We start from the raw sequence: 17,485 nt of genomic DNA on the forward strand, positions 1-17,485 counted from the left end.
ATGAAAGAGTTCAAAAGTGGGGTCAGAAGCGAGGAGGCTTGAAGATGCTACCAAGAGTAGCAGCGGCGGTGTGGGGCAGCTGCGTATCTCCGCTCGTCGAGGCTGCGCGTTCGTTGCCTTTCGACGTTGAGGTCTGGAATCTCGTGGAGGTCGAGGAGGGGCGGTTAGAGGAATGCTTACGCTCGCTGAAAAATACTGACTTGATCCTCGTTTATCCAATGGAGAGCTTGCGTTGCTGGGAGCTGCTGGAGAAAGGGCTTGCGGGGCTGGAGAAGCCAATAGTGGCGGTGGGCGGCGAACCCTCGAAGTGGCTGCTCTCGAATGTCGGCACGAAGGTCACGCTCGTCGCAAATCAGTATTTTGCGTTTGGCGGCGTTGAAAACCTCAAAAATCTTTTAAAATTCCTTGCAAGCGAGGTTCTCGGCGTCGCTTGCGAGTTCTCACCGCCAGCAGAGCTTCCGTGGGATGGGATTTACCATCCTGACGCATCTTCGGCGTTTAACAATGTCGAGGAGTATTTGCGGTGGTATGAGCACGCGGGACATCTCAAAAAGGCGCCGACCGTTGGCATCCTATTTTACCGAAACTACTGGGTCACCGGAAATCTCGAGGTTGAGAACGCTTTAATTAGGAGCTTTGAGGCTGAGGGTTTGAACGTCATAGCGGCGTTCTCTTACAGCAGCGCGGCGGAACATGGCGCCCGCACGAACCTCGAAATCATAAAGGACTTTTTCATGGACGACGACCGTCCGAGGATAGACGCGCTCGTGAATCTGCAGTGGACACCGCTCGGTGGCGACTGGCGTGACCGCAAAACTTCGGCGGAGCGTGCCGTCGAGCTTTTGAAAAGATTGAACGTTCCGGTATTCCACCCGCACATCGCATACCACATGACTGAAAACGAGTGGCGTTCGTCCGGTCAGGGCGTCGGCGGCAGCATCATGGCGTTTACGATAGCGTTGCCTGAGCTTGAGGGCGTGGTCGAGCCGATACTTGTGGGCGTCACGAAGGCGGAGCATGAAGGCATCGCGGACACGCTCGTGGAGCGTGCGACGCCCGTCGAGGAGCGAGTTCGCAAAATCGTGCGGCGTGTGAGGCGTTGGTTGGAATTGCAGCAAAAGCCGCCTTCCGAGCGTAAATTGGCGTTCATCCTGCACAACAATCCGTGCGCGAGCGTTGAGGCGACCGTCGGCTCCGCCTCCCACCTTGACTCGCTGGAGAGCGTTGCCCGCATCATAAACAAGCTTAAAGAGGCTGGATATAAGGTCGAAAACCCGCCGAAGGATGGAAAGGAACTGATAGAAACGATAATGAATCGCAAGGCAATCAGTGAGTTCCGGTGGACGACCACCGAAGAGATAGTGCGGCGTGGCGGCGTTCTTGCATTCGTGAGCGCCGACGAATATGAGGCGTGGTTTAGAACGTTGCCTGAGGACGCTCAGAGGCGAGTTGTGGGGGCATGGGGTGAGCCGCCAGGTGAGGAGCGGGACGGCGTCCCTGCCTCGATGATTCACGAGCGTCGCATCCTCGTCACGGGCGTGAGTTACGGGAACGTTGTCGTGTTGGTGCAGCCGAAGCGAGGATGCGCCGGCGCCCGCTGTGACGGGCAGGTCTGCAAGATTTTGCATGACCCGAGTGTTCCGCCGCCACACCAGTATCTTGCGACTTACATGTGGCTCGACAAGGTTTTCGGCGTCGACGCCATCATCCACGTAGGGACACACGGGAACCTTGAGTTCTTGCCGGGGAAGGGCGTTGCGCTTTCGGGCTCTTGCTTCCCGGACATTGCGATCGGTGACGTGCCACACCTCTACATTTACAACTCGGATAACCCACCTGAGGGCACGATCGCGAAGCGTCGCAGCTACGCCACGCTCGTCGACCACATGCAGACCGTCATGACCGAAAGCGGACTCTACGGCGAGCTTAAGGAGCTTGAAGCCCTCATTTCGGAATACAAGAAGGCTGAAGGGGCGAGGGCACATGAGTTACAACACCAAATCTGGGAAGCTGCTCGCAAGGTCAAAGAGATTGAGGGCGTCCAGAACTTCGAAGAGCTTTTAGAGCGTGCTCACAAACTCATCACGCAAATATATAACACGCAAATTCCTGATGGCATGCACGTTTTCGGCGAAATTCCAAAGGGGGATAAGAAAATCGAGTTTGTGAGAGGCGTGCTGAGGCAGGAGCTGAGGGCGTTTGCATTGAAAGCTCTACGGCTTAGGGGTGAGAGCGCCGAGGGTGGCGTTAGGCTTCTTGCGGAAGCGGACGAGCTTTCAAGGCGTGTCGTTGAAGCCGCTTTGAGCGGGCAGACGGCGGCTGAGATTTTTGAGGAGTTGAGTTTTAACGCTCTCGACAGCAACTCGCAGCGTGAAGTTGTGGAGGAGCTTCGTCGTATGGTCAAGAAAATTTCGGACGTTTCTTCAAGGATTGACTCTTCTGACGAGTTAGGGAGCTTGCTGAGGGGTTTTGAGGGTGGCTATGTCGAACCGGGACCTTCGGGACTGGTAACGAAAAAGCCGGAGGTGCTGCCGACCGGTCGTAATTTCTTCTCGCTCGACCCTGAAAGAATACCGACGAAAGCGGCATGGGAAGTCGGGAAGAAGCTTGCGGAGAAGCTCCTTGAGCGGTATTTGAGAGACGAGGGTAAATATCCGGAGAACGTCGCCATGTATTGGATGTGTAGCGATATCATGTGGAGCGATGGCGAACAACTCTCGCAGATTCTTTATTTGATAGGTGTGGAGCCGCTCTGGGAGAGTGGCAAGGTGCGGGGCTTCAGGCTCATCCCGCTGGAGGAGCTTCGCCGCCCAAGAATCGACGTGACCGTCCGTGTCAGTGGAATTACCCGTGACAACTTCCCGAACGTCATCGAGCTTTTGGACGAGGCGTTCCACGAGGTTGCGTCACTGAACGAGCCCTTGGAGTTGAATTACGTGCGGAAGCACGCCATTGAAAAGTTTAGGGAAGGGACGAGCTGGCGGGATGCCACACTTCGCATATTTTCAAGCAAGCCTGGCACCTATGGCGCGGGCGTAAACCTTGCCGTCTACGCTTCTGCGTGGAAGGAGGAGCGGGATCTTGCAGAGATTTTCGTTTACTGGAATGGCTACGCCTACGGCAAAGACATCTTCGGTAAGGAGGCGCATGAACACCTAGTTTCGCAGCTTAAAAGCGTCGAGATGACGTTTAACAAGACCACAACCGACGAGTATGACCTACTGGGGTGCTGTTGCTACTTCTCAACGCACGGCGGGCTCACGGCAGCGGCTCGCACCATCTCCGGTAGGGACGTAAAACCATACTACGGCGACACGAGGGACGCAAGCGCCGTCGAGGTGCGAACGCTCGCCGAGGAAGTTAGTAGAGTGGTGCGCACGAAACTCCTGAACCCGAAGTGGGTCGAGGGTATGAAGCGGCACGGCTACAAGGGCGCCGGCGACATCTCGAAACGCATCGGACGCGTCTTCGGCTGGCAGGCGACCACGAGAGAAGTTGGCGACTGGATTTTCGACGAGATTGCGAAAACCTTCGTGCTCGATGAGGAGATGCGCCACTTCTTCGAGGAGAACAACCCATATGCGCTCGAAGAAATCGAGCGTCGCCTCGTCGAAGCTGCCGCCCGAAATCTCTGGAAGCCCGACCCTGAAGTGCTGAAAGGACTCAGGGCGGCGTATCTTGAGACGGAAGGGCTACTGGAAGAGCGGATGGGCGATGTGGCAGCGCCACTACAGGGCAGCTCAATAGATGTGCTCACGGCGGACGACGTTGAGAGCTGGGGCGAGAAGCTACATAAGGTAAGAGAGCTTCTGGAAACGAGAGAGGAAACTCAGTAGGCTGGTGAAATTCATGCGGGAGGCAGCGGTGCGGTGGCAGCTGCTTCTAACCATTTTATTGGCATTTTTTCTGTTTTTATTCGTCTCCGTTGCGGAAGCCAGCGTCGTGGAGCGGAACTTCACGGCTGAAGGCGGTTATCTCTGGTTTGCGGGGGCGCTGCCCGGCTGTCCCGATGATGAGAGCAAGAAGCTTGTGGTTTATGAGGGCGAAGAAATCTATTTCGTGAGCGAGAGCGGCGACTTCGTGGACGTCATAGTTTCAGGACCCTACGAGCACGACGGCGATGCAAAGTCCGGTTGTAAGGACTACGAGGTGAGAGCTGGCGAGCCTTGGGACACGAGCGGCATGAAAACCGGCTACTTTTTCAAGGTTGTGGAAGAGGCAGACGAGAGCGTCGGCGGCTGGTTCGGCGTTGAGCGCCACTCCTTTAGTATCGAGCTTGAGAAGGAGCGGGTGCAGGAAGGCGAACGCTTCACGCTACGCCTCAAGAAGAACGACAAGGAGTGTGGCGTTTTCAAGCTCACCATCGAGGACGACGACGGTTTCTCGATAACAAACGAGGAAGGGGTTGACGTTTACGAAATCTTAATCGAATATGAGGAACGTAACTTCCGGGGATTCGCCAAGGGTCAGGCTGAAGTTGCGGGCATCAACTTCACAGTCGACGGCGAGCTCGTCCTTGATACTGTCCTCCTAAAAATGGAGGATGGGGAATACAAAATCATCTTGGAGGATTGCGCCACCGACGCCGACGATGACGTGAGCGTGGAGGTCAAGCTCGTGCATCTGGAGCTTGAGGTGCCTGCGGAGGTCGTGCGTGGAGAAGACCTCGAAATCATCATCAGAAGCTCGTTCTTCGAGCGTGCCGCCGCCGTCTCCATCACATCAGGAATGCTCAACCTCTACGAAGGCGTCGTCACGCTCGACGAGGACGGGAAGAAAAAGCTACGAATCCCTACCGAAGACGCAGAGCTTGGTAGATATAGAGTGGAGGTGAGCGTGAGCGGGATTCGTAGGACGAAATACGTGGAAATCATTGAGGGGGAGCTTTTCGTAAATGTTCCTGCGGAGGCGACCGTCGGTGACGTCATCACGGTCAACGGCACCGCGAACTATGGCGAATACGTTATTATTCTGGTGGATGAGCGTTTTGAGGACTGCGTGCGACTGAGCGTTTCCGAGGGCAAGCGGAGCTTCGAGTGGAGCTGGGACACGACCGGCGAGAGCGAGGGGCGGCAGAAGCTTGAGTTCTTCGTGGTCTACGAGCCACTGACGTTCTCTGAGGGCGAGCGGGTGAGCGATGACTGGCAGTCTGAAGAGGGCGTGGACGCGCGTGCGTCGCTTCTGCTCCGCCTGCCGAGCCTTGAGCTTGAGGTGCCGAGCGAGGTTGCAGAAGGCGACGATGTCATCATCAAGGGCAACGCCACCGGCACGAGCCGCATCTTCATCATAATATTCGACCGCAGAGGCAAAATTGTCTTCCCGGAAAGCGGCGTTGCGCACGCTACGCCTGTGGTGCGAGGGAGTTTTGAGGAGGATGCCGGGACGCTCGACGCTGGCAGGTATTATATTGTGGCGGTGCACGCCGGCAGGGACGGCGTCACGAACGCAATTGAGGGCAGGCGCTGGGACGTTGGCGACGCCTCCAAAAGCTTAGAGCAGCGGCTCGAAATCCTTGAGGATGCGCTCACGGCGGCGGGCAGCGATGACCTCTTCAAAGAGGCAACGCTCGTCGTCAGAAGTCCAGAAGTCGAACTTCACGCTCCGAAAAGCGTCTCAGTTGGCGAGCTTTTAGAGGTTCAGGCAGAAACGAACGTCAGGGACGGTGAGCTTGCGAGGTTTATCCTCTCTAACAGCAGCTTTCGCCTCGAAATGACAGCTTTCGTTGAAAATAGCCGGTTACGCGTTAGTTTTAACACCTCAAAACTCCAGCCCGGAGTTTACAAGCTGACGGTAGACGTCGCCGGAAGGGTGCAGGACTACAAGAACGTGACGCTCCTCGCCACCAAAAAGAGCGAGGCAAAAAGCACGCCTGCAAGCACGAACGAGAGCGTAAGCGAGGTAGGCGCTGGGGAAGAACTGTCTGAGGAGACTTTTGAGAGTGAAACGCAGCCGCCGCTCGCCGCTGGAGCCGGCAGTGGGAACGTCAGCAACGAAAGCTCGCCGCTCAGCGGCTTCCCAAGGGTGCCGGCATCGAACTTGCTCGTAGTGGTAGCTTTGACGGCGGCGTTCGTGCTGCGGCGCCGCCTCCGTTAAGCGGGCATGTCCGTGCTTCTTGGCTCCTCAATCCTCGCATCAAAACTCTTATTGAAGACTCTGCCGTTCATGCTCGTAGGCGTCATTCTTGCGGAGTTTATCGTAGCGTTAGGCGTCGTAGAAAAGCTTTCGTGGCTCGCGAAGCCGATAACGAATTTTTCGCATCTCAGAGAGGAGTGTGGCGTAAGCTTCCTCCTCGCTTTCATTTCGCCGACTGCTGCCAATGCTATGCTTGCGGACTACTACGAAAAAGGCTTTATCGAGAAGAGAGAGCTATTCATCGCCGCCATGATAAATTCCTTTCCGGCAGTCGTCATGCACTGGCGTTATCTCCTTCCGATAGTTGTGCCGCTGCTCGGCATTGCCGGCGTCATTTATTTCGGGATGCTCATGCTCGTCGGGCTCCTGAAAACGACGTTGCTCATGCTCGTCGGCAGATTCGTGCTCGAAGGCAGCGGCGCATCGCCGAAATCCGATGCAAGAACTGGGGCAAAGCGTCCGACGCTTCCAGAGGCTTTCCACAAGAGCTTACACTCTTCTAAGCCGGTGATGAAAAGGATAGTAGCCATCACCGTGCCGACAATGTTTGTCGTATGCCTTTTGATAGAAGTTGGAGCATTTGACGCCCTTTCTTCGCTGCTCAGTGGCGTGACGTCGCTGCTTCCGGTGCCGCCGGACGCATTGGGCGTGATCGCCGCACACCTCGGACATCATACTGCGGCGTGCACGGTCGCCAGCGGACTTCTCGCCGCCGGGAGACTCTCCGTAAGGGACGTCGTCATAACCCTGCTCTTCGGAAACGTGCTTGCGAGCATCACGACCGCCTTACGCTTTTTTGCGCCGCACTACGTCAGCATTTTCGGTCCGAGAGAGGGTCTGGAGCTGATGACGGTCTCAACGGCGATAAGAGATGGGATCACTCTCGTTTTGATCGCGGCACTCATGCTGCTCTGGTGAATTTGTTTTGCTCCTCTCAGCTTGGCGGCTGTGCTTCACAGCCCACTTAAACGATGCGCCAGTAACGACCAAAGCTGGGAAAGGCGTCCATCGCATCGATCATAACATCCACGCGGAACTCCAGCGCTTCATGTTACCCAAATAAAATATATAGCGCCAAAGTATTACTACCATGCTAAATGGTGCGCCATCAGCCCATAGGTGAGGCGTCTTGATAGTGGTCATCTCGACGCTGGCGTCCACGAAGCCGTTGATCACGGCTTATCGGAGCATAAGGGTGGGGAACAAGCCGGAATTGCGAGTTTACTACCCACATGAAGTGAACGAAGAGTGGGTGGAGCTTAAAGAGTTCGAAAGGAAGTTAAAAGAAGCCTCTGCGGTCTTAATAGACGTCAGAGGAGGGGGAAAGGTTGAAGAGGTTCTTCATCGGGCATTAAAGGGAAAAAATAACGTCGTGGTCACGCTCATCGGCTCGCCGAGGCTGATGTCTCTTACGAGGCTCGGCTCCTTCACCATGGAGAAGTTCTCTGAAAAGTTCGAGGAGAGCTCTCGGCTGAGCACCGAGGAACTTTACAAAAGAGCGAGGAGGATCCAGAGTATCATCGAAATTGCCGGAAGACTTCCGATAAGCTCGCTCAGGGACGCAAGAAACTACGTGAAAACCCTGAAATACTACTCATACGGCGGCGAGGAGAACTACCGAAACATGTTTATTACCCTCTTGAGGTATTTGGGCTACAAGCTTCCAGAGCCTAAGGAGCCGAAGGAGAGGCACGAAATCGGAGTCTATCACCCAAAGCTCGGCTTTCTTGGGGAGCCTTTGCCGAACGAGGAAAAGCCGAGCGTCGGCGTGCTGATTTACGGCGGCATGCACTTCGACCAGTGCGTCCCGCCACTTAAAGCCCTTGTGGAGCGTTTAGAGAATCTCGGCGTTAGCGTCACGCCGATTTATGTCGAAAGCACGACGAAGACGTTAGAGGGCATTCGGCGGTTCTTCTTCAAACACGGAAAGCCTGCCGTCGACGCTGTTATCAGCCTCCTCTGGTTCAGGCTCAACGGCGGCCCGCTCGGCGGAGACCCGAGACCTACGCTCGCGCTCCTGAAAGAGCTCGGTGTGCCTGTCTTTTGCCCAGCTCCGATGTACATGAGAGAGGTTTCGAGCTGGGAGCTGTCGCCGACCGGGCTCTCTCCGATCGAAATTATATGTGCGGTGGTCTGGCCGGAGCTTGACGGCTGCGTCGAGCCCATTCCCTGCTGTGGGCTGAAAAGCGAGGAGTTTGAGGGCGTCGTCGTGAAGGACACGCTTCCCATTGAAGGTCGAATTGAGAGGGTCGTTGCGAGGGTCGGAAACTGGATTTCGCTGAAAACGAAGAGGAACGAGGAGAAGCGTCTCGCAATAGTTCTTTACGATTATCCCCCGGGGGAGGCGAACATCGGGAGCGCCGCTTACTTGGACACCTTTGAGAGCGTGAAAAGGCTCTTAGAAAGGCTGAAAGCGGAAGGTTATGTCGTCGAAAATCCAGAGAGCTTAAAAGAGCTTTTTGAGGTCTTTGCGGTCGTTAATTCCGGGAGGTGGCTGGATGCGAGGAAGACGCTAAAGAACTGCCCGAGCATCGAGCTTCAAGAATATTGCAGGTGGTTTGAGGAGCTGCCTGAAGAGTTGAGACGGGACGTCATCGAGAGCTGGGGACTTCCGCCGGGGAACGTGATGGTTGAGGGCGGTTGCATTCTCATCCCCGGGATCTGGCTGGGGAACGTCTTCGTCTGCCTCCAGCCATCAAGAGGCGTTCACGAGAACCCTGAGAAGGCTTACCACGACAAGAAGCTCCCGCCACATCATCAGTACATCGCATTCTACAAATACCTGCAGAGAGAGGCGGATGCGGTCATCCACGTCGGGACGCACGGCACGCTCGAATTCCAAAAGGGTAAGGAGGTGGGGCTGAGCTCGAAATGTTTCCCGGACGTCCTGATCGGGAACCTCCCGCACGTTTACATTTATCACGTGCTGAACACTTCCGAAGGTTCGATTGCGAGGCGTCGCAGCTACGCCACGCTTGTGAGCTACAACTCGCCACCGTACACGACTTCCGACCTCTACGGCGACCTCCTCGAGCTCGAAGACCTGATCAACGAGTTTCACGAGGCGAGCGTTCAAGACCCGAGGAGGGTGGAGACGCTCCGCCGTAAAATCATGGAGAAAGCCGAGAATCTTCACTTAGACGGGAGAAGCGTCGATGAAATTCATGACGAACTTATTGAGATGAAGCGAAGTATCATCCCCAAAGGCTTGCACGTTCTCGGCGAGAGGTACTCCGAGGAGGAGCTTGTGGACTTCGTCCGGCTTCTCCTTCGTTACGATAGAGGCGGCTTGAAATCGCTGAACAGAATACTTGCGGAAAATAAAGGGCTGAATTACGATGAGCTTCTCAAACGCCCCGGCAAGCATGTTAGGACTCTTGATGAAATTGAGAAGGAGGCGGAAGAGCTTGTAAAGACGCTCCTTTCCGAAGGGGTAGGTAGGGTTGTGAAGAGAGGTGGCGTTTCAAGACCGCTGAGGGCGGAGCTGAGGAGGACGCTCGAATTCGGGCTTTCTGTTGCGAGGAAGTTTCAAAAGAACGACGCAGAATTGGATAATGTTGTTAGAGCCCTGAATTGCGAGTTTGTCGAGCCAGGACCGGGCGGGGACGTGCTTCGGAATCCGGAGGCGCTACCAACCGGCCGCAATATCTATCAGTTCGACCCAAATCTGATACCGACGCAGACCGCCTGCGAGCGAGGCGCCGAGATTGCGGAGAACACGATAAGACGCTTCTTGGAAAAGCATGAGGGGTATCCTGAGAGCGTGGGCGTCGTTCTCTGGGGCTTTGAGACGACGAAGACCGGCGGGGAGACCATCGGTCAAATCCTGCACTACCTCGGCGTGAGGCTGAAGCGAAGAGGGGCTTGGAGCGTCGAGCTTGAGGCCGTCCCGCTGGAGGCGCTTCGCCGCCCGAGGATCGACGTGCTTGTTAACATCTGCGGCTTCTTCAGAGACATGTTCCCGAACGTCCTTCAGCTTTTGAGCAGGGCGTTCGAGCTTGTTGCGTCTCTCGACGAACCTCTTGACAAGAATTTCGTGAGAAAGCACGCTCTAGAAGCTAGAGAAGTGTTGAAGGAGTTGTTTCCTGAGGGTGAAGAAATATCTGAGGAGCGTTTTTGGAGGCTTGCCTCTGCGAGGGTCTTTGGTCCGGACGCCGGCGAGTATGGGACGAAGGTGACGACGCTTATTGAGGCTTCGAGCTGGGAAGAGGAAAAGCAGCTCGCAGAGGCTTACATCAGCTCGATGAACCATGTTTATGCGGAGAACGTGCACGCCGAGAAGGTTGACGCCCTCTACAGAAAGCTGCTCTCCACCGTCGAGCTCGTCTCGCAGATCAGAGACTCTCATGACTACGAGATAACCGACTTAGACCACTATTACGAGTTCTTCGGCGGCTTGTCGAAGGCTGTGGAGACCGTCAGCGGGAGGAAGCCGGAGATGCTGATCACGGACACCACGAAAGAGGTTCTGAAGACGGAGGAGGTTTCAAAAGCCGTAAAACGGAGCGTCAGGGCGAGGCTGCTGAACCCGAAATGGATCGACGAGATGCTGAAACACGACTTCCACGGCGCACAGAAAATCGCGGACCGCGTCGAGTATTTGCTGGGGCTCGCCGCCACGACCGGCGGGGTCGAGAGCTGGGTGTTCAGCGAGGTTGCCTGCCGTTTCGTCTTCGATGATAAGATGCGGAGGCGGCTCGCAGAGAACAACAAATGGGCAGCTGCGGAGGTCATCGAACGCCTCCTAGAGGCGGCGAGGCGGGGCTACTGGAAAGCGTCGGAGGCGGAGTTGAAGAGGTTGAGGGAGGCGTACCTCGAAATCGAAGGACGCCTCGAAGATGTGGTATGAACATGTGGCTCATTTTTATTAGCAAGTCTTAAATGTCATCAGAGCGGTAGCATTATCGTGGTGGTAGCATGAGTGGAGGTATGCGTGTCGGTATCGGGTTGGCGGTGATGGTGGCGGTTCTGTTCATGGCTCTGTTCACGGTTGCGTCGTGCGCCGCTCAGCCGGAGCGGGTCGTGGTGCTGACGCCGCAAGCCGCGGAGGTGCTTCGCCTCCTCGGAGCCGAAGACAAGATTGTGGGAATAAGCAGTACGGTCCTCGGGTACGGTAGGGACGCTTTCTTCCCCGAACTTGCGGGCATGCCGCAGGTCGGCTCGTTCCACCATCCTGATGTTGAGAGGATCATCGAGCTGGAGCCGGATGTTGTCGTCGAATACACGTGGGCCGCTCAATACCTTGAGGAGAGCCTCACGCCCCTCGGCATCGAGGTCTGGCGTTACGACTTCTACGAGCCGCAGACGCTCCTCGACGAAATCGAGGAGCTTGCAAGCCGCTTGGGGTCCGAATACGAAGGCGCCGCACAGGAGTACGTACGCTTTGCAGAGGAGAAGATGGAGGCGATAGAAAGCGTGGTTTCCGGAATTCCAGAGGATGAACGTCCTAAGGTCTTTATCGAGGGCGGACCTTACGGGCAGTATTACACGACGAACAACAGCGGCTGGGCGGTCTGCGTGGAGTGGGCAGGCGGGGAGAACGTAGCCGCCGACATCGTGGGCGAAGGGGGGCACGCTGGGGCGTGGCTCGACCCGGAATGGGTCGTCGATCAGGACCCGGAGGTTTTCGTCAAGGTTTCATGGTGGCACATGCCAGGTGGCTACGGCTCCGACGACCCTTTCGCGCTAAAGGAGTTCAAGGATGAGATCGCCGCAAGGTCGGAGCTGGAGACCGTTTCGGCTGTAGTCAATGACGGAATCTACGTTATCACGTTCGACATGCTGCTCAGTCCAAGCTATTTCGCCGGCGTCGCCCAGCTTGCGAAGTGGTTCCATCCCGAAACGGCGACGAGCCTGAAACCTCGGCAGTGGCATAAAGAGTATCTCGAAAAGTTCCACAACTTGGGTTATCTCGGCGTCCACACATATCCGCTGCTGTTCGGCGATGCGAACATAGACGACGTCGTCTCAATACGCGATGCGCAGTGGATAGCAAAATACGACGTGGGGCTCCTCGGCGATGACGAGATAGATGAGGTGGTGGCGGACGTCAGCGGCGATGAGCGCGTCACGATCACCGATGCGATGCTCGTCGCGAAGTTCATCGTTGGGCTCATCGAAGAGTTCCCGGTGGAGGCGTGACGTAATGCCGCCAACGATGTAACACACAAAGTATGTAACATTAATTTTTTAACTCATACAACTTTATACGTCAGCATGGAATATGGATATGCCATAAGTAGGAGGTGAGGAATGATGAATAAGAAAATAGGAATGGTGGTATTTTTCATGGCGGCGTTCCTGCTATCCGCAACCGTAATGGCGGCAGATGTTAGCGTAGAGTCGGTGACCGTGGAGCGTGGCGGCTTTGCGTATGTGAACGTCACTATAGAAAACGTGCCACCGCCGGGACTCGGTGCGTATTCGCTGCTCATGAGCTTTGACCCCGGTGTCGTGAGCATCGAGGAGGTGTATCCCGGCGATTCTCCCTTCGGGACGCCTGCTGCCGTGAACATAGACAATGATGCCGGTGAAATTCGATTCAACGATTACATAGCGGCGGAAGAGGGTCCGGAGAGCGTGTGCGTTGTCAAATTGGGGCTGCGAGCTGTCGGCGATGCTGGTGACGAAAGCGTGCTTGACGTGACACCGCTCGAAATCGCAGACGCCTCTGGAACGCTCGTCACGGCGACGGAGCACGACGGCGTCTTCGGGATAATGGCGCCGACCGTTGCGCTTGAGCCGTCAAGCGTTACCCTTTACGAGGGGGAAACCGCAACGCTGAACGTCACAGTTCACGACGTGCCGGAACCTGGTCTCGGCGCCTATTCTGTCGAGATCGCCTATGATCCAGCGGTCGTCAGCGTCGAAGAAGTTCTTAGCGGTGAGGAGCCCTTTGGGGAGCCTGCGGCGGTGAACATCACCGCAGGCAGCGTCATTTTCAACGACTTCATCGCAAACGACACGGGTCCGAGGGATGCGACGGTTGCGTCGCTGAGGATAAAAGCTCTAGCAGCCGGGTCTTGTATGCTGAACCTCACGGTGCGTGAGCTTTCCGACGCCGAGGGCACAGCGATGCAGGCTGCTGATGGCGACTCCTCTGTAACGGTGCTTGCGCTACCAATTAACGTTTCAATATGGACGGACAAGGCCATTTACACAGCAGGTAACGTGCAAAAAGTCTTTGTCGCCGTTCGGAACCCAAGCGGCGAGAGGGAGGTTAATGTTGTAGTAAAGTTGATGACGCCTTGGCTTTCGGAAATCACCCTCATAAACAGGACGACAACGCTACCCGCAGGGCTTGACGTCACGGTGCGGCTCTTCGCATTCAGACTCCCGCAACTCCCACCAGGCTCCTATACATGGATTTTCCAAATAACATGCGATGACATGGTTGCTGAGGACTGGGCATCGTGGACGTTCGTCCGGAGAGCTTAGGTGAGGACGCATGGCAAAAAGCGGCTGCAGAGCTAAGAGCGTTAGTAGGGGCAGTATGATGGCTTTGTCCCTACTGCTCATTTTTTTTCTCGGAATTGCTACCGCCACAGCCGCAAAAGTCCACTTGGTGCCTTCAGAGATCATTGTAGCCGAGGGGGAGAGTGTCGTCGTTGACGTCAGGGTTGAGGACTTTCCGTCGCCGGGACTCGGTGCCTACAGCATGGCTATCGAGCACGACCCGGACGTCGTCAGCGTCGAGGAAGTCTCTGACCTTTTGTTTGAGGAGACTTTCGCGCTTGCCAACATCGACGAGGAGAACGGCACCGTTTACCTTGTAGGCTACACGTTCGAGGAAAGCGGACCGGAGGAGGCGGTCGTCGCAAGGCTGCGGCTCCGTGCCGTCGGCGAGCCCGGTGACGAGTGCGCTCTGACGCTCATAACCGAGGGCGTGTTTAGGGGGCGCAGCATCGAGTGGGGCAGCGCCTCCGGCGAGCTCGTCGAAGTCGAAGGCGAACCTGCGACGTTTAGGATAAAAGCCGCTGCGCCCGAAGAGGAGGAAGAAGATGAGGAGGAAGAAGCGACGGCGACGCCGACGATGACGCCGACGCCGACACCAACGCCGACACCAACGCCGACGATGACGCCGACGCCGACACCGACGGCGCCATCGCCAATGCCAACGCCGACGCCGCCGTTAATGCCGACGCCGACGGCGACGGCGATGCGCACGCCACTTGCAACTGCAACACCGCCGCCGCTAACGCCCACACCGAAGCTGCCGACGACGGAGGCGACGCCGACGGGTTTCGAGTTGTCGGCACTGGTGTTTGCGTTTACGGTCGTAGTGGTGTGGAGGGGCATGCATGGGCGGCGTTGAGGTCGCGGCGGAGAGCCGAGTGCGGGAGCTTTACGAGCGGCTTGTGGGCAAGAAGTTTGCTTTCATCTCAGGAACGTTACTTCTAATTCTCGTTCTGGTTGGTGTGGCGGTCACCATCGGCTCTGCGAACATCACGATCAAGCAGGCGTATGCCGCGGTCGTCGAGGCGACGCTTAAAAAAGTGGAAGCTGCTGTCGAAAGTTTATTCCTAGGTCGTATTGACCTCCACTTTGCTCCCGATTTCAACATTCCGAGCAAATACGAAAAGATAGTTTGCGACATTCGGCTCCCGCGAGTCTTCATGGCGCTTGTCGTCGGCGCCGTCCTCGCGCTCGCAGGCACGGTCATGCAGGCAATCCTCAGAAACCCCTTGGCGTCGCCGTTCACGATCGGCATATCGTCAGCGGCGGGCTTCGGTGCGGCGCTCGCAATAATCCTCGGCGTGAGCCTTACTCGCAGCACGATCTGGGTCATCGCCGGCAACGCCTTCGTGTTCGCGGTACTTGACGCCCTTTTGATTTACGGGCTCTCTCGGCGGAAGGGCGCAACGCCTGAGACGATGATTCTCGCGGGCATCGCTTTCATGTACCTCTGGTCGGGGATGACATCATTTCTTCAATACGTCGGGGAGGCGCACGCTGTCCAAGAGGCTTTATTTTGGATGTTCGGCGACCTCACCAGGGCGACGTGGTTGAAGCTCGGCGTCACCTCGCTCATCGCGGCAGCCTGCATCCCCTACTTAGTGCTCAGGGCTTGGGACCTGAACGTATTGATGCTCGGCGACGAGACCGCGAAGAGCCTCGGCGTAGACGCTAGACGCGTCAGATTGACTTCCATGCTCTTCGCATCGCTCCTGACAGCGGGCGCGGTCTGCTTCATCGGCACGATAGGCTTCGTCGGGCTCGTGGCGCCGCACATCGTGAGGATGATCATCGGAGGTGACCACCGCTTTCTCCTACCCGCTTCATCGCTCTTCGGCGCCGCGCTGCTCTTAGCATGCGACACCGCCGCCCGCACGGTCCTCGCGCCGGAGATTCTGCCCGTAGGTATCGTCACGTCCTTCATGGGTGTTCCACTGTTCCTCTACCTGATACTGCGGAGGAGGCGTGAGTATTGGTGACTAGCGGATGCGATGCAAAAACTGGGCGCATGAAGCTGAGGGTTAAGGGCGTGACTTTCAGCTACGGGAGCATCCCGGCGCTCAACGACGTTAGCATTGAGGTCGAGGCATCGGAGGTGCTCGGCATCGTCGGTCCGAACGGCGCCGGGAAGAGCACGCTCCTCCGCTGCATAAACAGGATTTTGAAGCCGCAGCGTGGCGCCGTCCTCCTCGACGGCGCCGACGTTTCCAAGATGAGCATGCTTGAGGTCGCGAGGTGCATGGGTTACGTGCCGCAGAACTCGCCCATGGTCTTCCCGACGACGGTCTTCGACGTCGTGCTCATGGGGCGTCGCCCGCACCTCAGCTGGCGTTGCAGCGCTGACGACATCAAGAAGGTCCTTGAGGTGCTGGAGGCGCTTCGCATTGAGGGTCTTGCGATGCGAGACTTCACCGAACTCAGCGGGGGGCAGCAGCAGAAAGTTCTGATAGCGAGAGCATTGGCGCAGGAGCCGGAGGTTCTCCTGCTGGACGAGCCGACGTCCAATCTCGACGTGCGGCACCAGCTCGAAGTCATGGAACTTCTCAAGACGCTTGCCGCCGAGAGGGGGCTTGTTGTTGTGATGGCGATTCACGACTTGAATCTAGCGGCTCGCTTCGCCGACAAGATAGTGATGCTGAACGCCGGACGCATATTTGCGGCTGGGAAGCCGACAGACGTGCTCATACCCAAGAACATCAACAAGGTCTACGGCGTGGATGCCGTCGTCTCCAAGATTTCAGGAAAACCTTTCATATTGCCGCTCAAACCTGTTTAGGAGGATGAAGCAAGTGGCATTTTACGGCAAGGGCGGAGTCGGGAAGTCAACTGTGGCGACTAACGTCGCCGCCGCTCTTTCCGAAGCGGGCAAGCGAGTGCTTGTGGTCGGTTGTGACCCGAAGCACGACTGCACCGCAAACCTCCGGCACGGCAAAGAAATACCGACCGTCCTTGACGTTCTAAGGGCGAAGGGGATGGAAAAAAGGAGTATAGAGGAGATCGTGGCAAGCAGAGGCATTAGGCTAAGCGACGTGGTGTTCAAGGGCTACAACGGCGTGTTTTGCGTCGAAGCCGGCGGTCCGAAGCCCGGGTATGGATGTGCGGGGCGTGGCATAATCGTAGCCATCGACCTGCTTAAAAAACTGGACGTCTTCGGCGAGTTAAAGCCGGACATTGTGATTTATGACGTTCTTGGCGATGTGGTTTGCGGCGGTTTTGCGATGCCGCTCCGCCTAGGACTTGCCGACGAGGTCTGTGTGGTGACAAGCGCCGATTATCTTGCCATTTATGCGGCAAATAACATTTGTAAAGGCGTCTGCGAGTTTGCAGCAAGGGGCGGCTCGCCGCTCGGCGGCATCATCTACAACGCCCGTGGCCCGCTGGATGCGCCGGACATCGTTGAACGCTTCGCCGCCGCCATCGGCTCGCACATCCTTTGTGAAATACCAAACAACAAGCTCTTCGCAGAGGCTGAGGTCGAAGGGAAAACCGTCGTCGAGATGTTTCCGGCGTCGGAAATAGCGGCTACGTTCAGACGCCTTGCAGAGCGGCTGCTTGGCAACGAGAAGCGGGCGGTGCCGACGCCGTTGAGCGAGGAGCGACTTTCGGAGCTACGGGCGGAAGTGCGATTGAGGATGAGAAGGAGGCTCAAGACCGAGGATAAGCGATAAGGAGTTATAATCACCGACGGCGCAAGATCTCACTTAGTTTATTCATGCCCTTTTCATAGTCCGGGCACATGTTCCTGACCACTTCCCAGAACGTGACCTCCTCCCCTCACTGAAGGGGCATCCAGCGAAGGGAGGTTCCTGCTTCGTCGAGGAGACTTGCCCCACGATCACCGAAGAAGCGGTGACGTGGAGTAGAAGCTCCCTCTCCACAGGCTCAGAGGGCCGGCCCA

General features: G+C 56.7%; 10 protein-coding genes. All 10 read left to right on the forward strand.

Annotation, left to right across the window (positions count from 1 at the left end):
* The first annotated feature begins 44 nt into the window (after positions 1-44).
* Positions 45-3,836 (forward strand): cobaltochelatase subunit CobN, encoded by a 3,792-nt coding sequence (gene cobN, locus ACXJJA_RS02870; protein ID WP_456486721.1) that lies wholly within the window; start codon positions 45-47, stop codon positions 3,834-3,836.
* A 4-nt stretch (positions 3,837-3,840) separates the two neighbouring features.
* Complete coding sequence (locus ACXJJA_RS02875) at positions 3,841-6,093, forward strand: hypothetical protein (protein ID WP_456486722.1); 2,253 nt, start codon at positions 3,841-3,843, stop codon at positions 6,091-6,093.
* A gap of 6 nt (positions 6,094-6,099) precedes the next feature.
* Positions 6,100-7,050 (forward strand): nucleoside recognition domain-containing protein, encoded by a 951-nt coding sequence (locus ACXJJA_RS02880; protein WP_456486723.1) that lies wholly within the window; start codon positions 6,100-6,102, stop codon positions 7,048-7,050.
* Between the two features lie 217 nt (positions 7,051-7,267).
* A complete protein-coding gene (gene bchH, locus ACXJJA_RS02885; RefSeq protein ID WP_456486731.1) occupies positions 7,268-10,981 on the forward strand; it encodes a magnesium chelatase subunit H in 3,714 nt (1,237 codons plus the stop codon).
* 68 nt (positions 10,982-11,049) lie between these two features.
* On the forward strand, positions 11,050-12,273 hold the full coding sequence (locus ACXJJA_RS02890) for an ABC transporter substrate-binding protein (RefSeq protein ID WP_456486724.1): 1,224 nt from the start codon (positions 11,050-11,052) through the stop codon (positions 12,271-12,273).
* Between the two features lie 114 nt (positions 12,274-12,387).
* Complete coding sequence (locus ACXJJA_RS02895) at positions 12,388-13,569, forward strand: cohesin domain-containing protein (protein ID WP_456486725.1); 1,182 nt, start codon at positions 12,388-12,390, stop codon at positions 13,567-13,569.
* A 10-nt stretch (positions 13,570-13,579) separates the two neighbouring features.
* Positions 13,580-14,446: a cohesin domain-containing protein gene (locus ACXJJA_RS02900; protein WP_456486726.1), complete on the forward strand. Its 867-nt coding sequence runs from the start codon at positions 13,580-13,582 to the stop codon at positions 14,444-14,446.
* Positions 14,433-15,566 carry a FecCD family ABC transporter permease gene (locus ACXJJA_RS02905; RefSeq protein ID WP_456486727.1) on the forward strand — a complete coding sequence of 378 codons (1,134 nt, stop codon included), beginning with the start codon at positions 14,433-14,435 and terminating at the stop codon, positions 15,564-15,566. The genes ACXJJA_RS02900 and ACXJJA_RS02905 overlap by 14 nt, the downstream gene beginning before the upstream one ends.
* A 29-nt stretch (positions 15,567-15,595) precedes the next feature.
* Positions 15,596-16,363, forward strand: coding sequence for an ABC transporter ATP-binding protein (locus ACXJJA_RS02910; protein ID WP_456486728.1), 768 nt, complete (start codon positions 15,596-15,598; stop codon positions 16,361-16,363).
* 4 nt (positions 16,364-16,367) lie between these two features.
* Positions 16,368-17,255 carry a nucleotide-binding protein gene (locus ACXJJA_RS02915; RefSeq protein ID WP_456486729.1) on the forward strand — a complete coding sequence of 296 codons (888 nt, stop codon included), beginning with the start codon at positions 16,368-16,370 and terminating at the stop codon, positions 17,253-17,255.
* The last annotated feature ends 230 nt before the right edge of the window (positions 17,256-17,485 follow it).

This window comes from Candidatus Alkanophaga liquidiphilum, from assembly GCF_053996935.1.

Bases quoted from the DNA above. Each gene is read 5' to 3' on its own strand.
- cobN (WP_456486721.1), top strand. From the start codon at position 45: ATGCTACCAAGAGTAGCAGCGGCGGTGTGGGGCAGCTGCGTATCTCCG.
- ACXJJA_RS02880 (WP_456486723.1), top strand. From the start codon at position 6,100: ATGTCCGTGCTTCTTGGCTCCTCAATCCTCGCATCAAAACTCTTATTG.
- ACXJJA_RS02890 (WP_456486724.1), top strand. From the start codon at position 11,050: ATGAGTGGAGGTATGCGTGTCGGTATCGGGTTGGCGGTGATGGTGGCG.
- ACXJJA_RS02895 (WP_456486725.1), top strand. From the start codon at position 12,388: ATGAATAAGAAAATAGGAATGGTGGTATTTTTCATGGCGGCGTTCCTG.
- ACXJJA_RS02900 (WP_456486726.1), top strand. From the start codon at position 13,580: ATGGCAAAAAGCGGCTGCAGAGCTAAGAGCGTTAGTAGGGGCAGTATG.
- ACXJJA_RS02905 (WP_456486727.1), top strand. From the start codon at position 14,433: ATGGGCGGCGTTGAGGTCGCGGCGGAGAGCCGAGTGCGGGAGCTTTAC.
- ACXJJA_RS02910 (WP_456486728.1), top strand. From the start codon at position 15,596: ATGAAGCTGAGGGTTAAGGGCGTGACTTTCAGCTACGGGAGCATCCCG.
- ACXJJA_RS02915 (WP_456486729.1), top strand. From the start codon at position 16,368: ATGAAGCAAGTGGCATTTTACGGCAAGGGCGGAGTCGGGAAGTCAACT.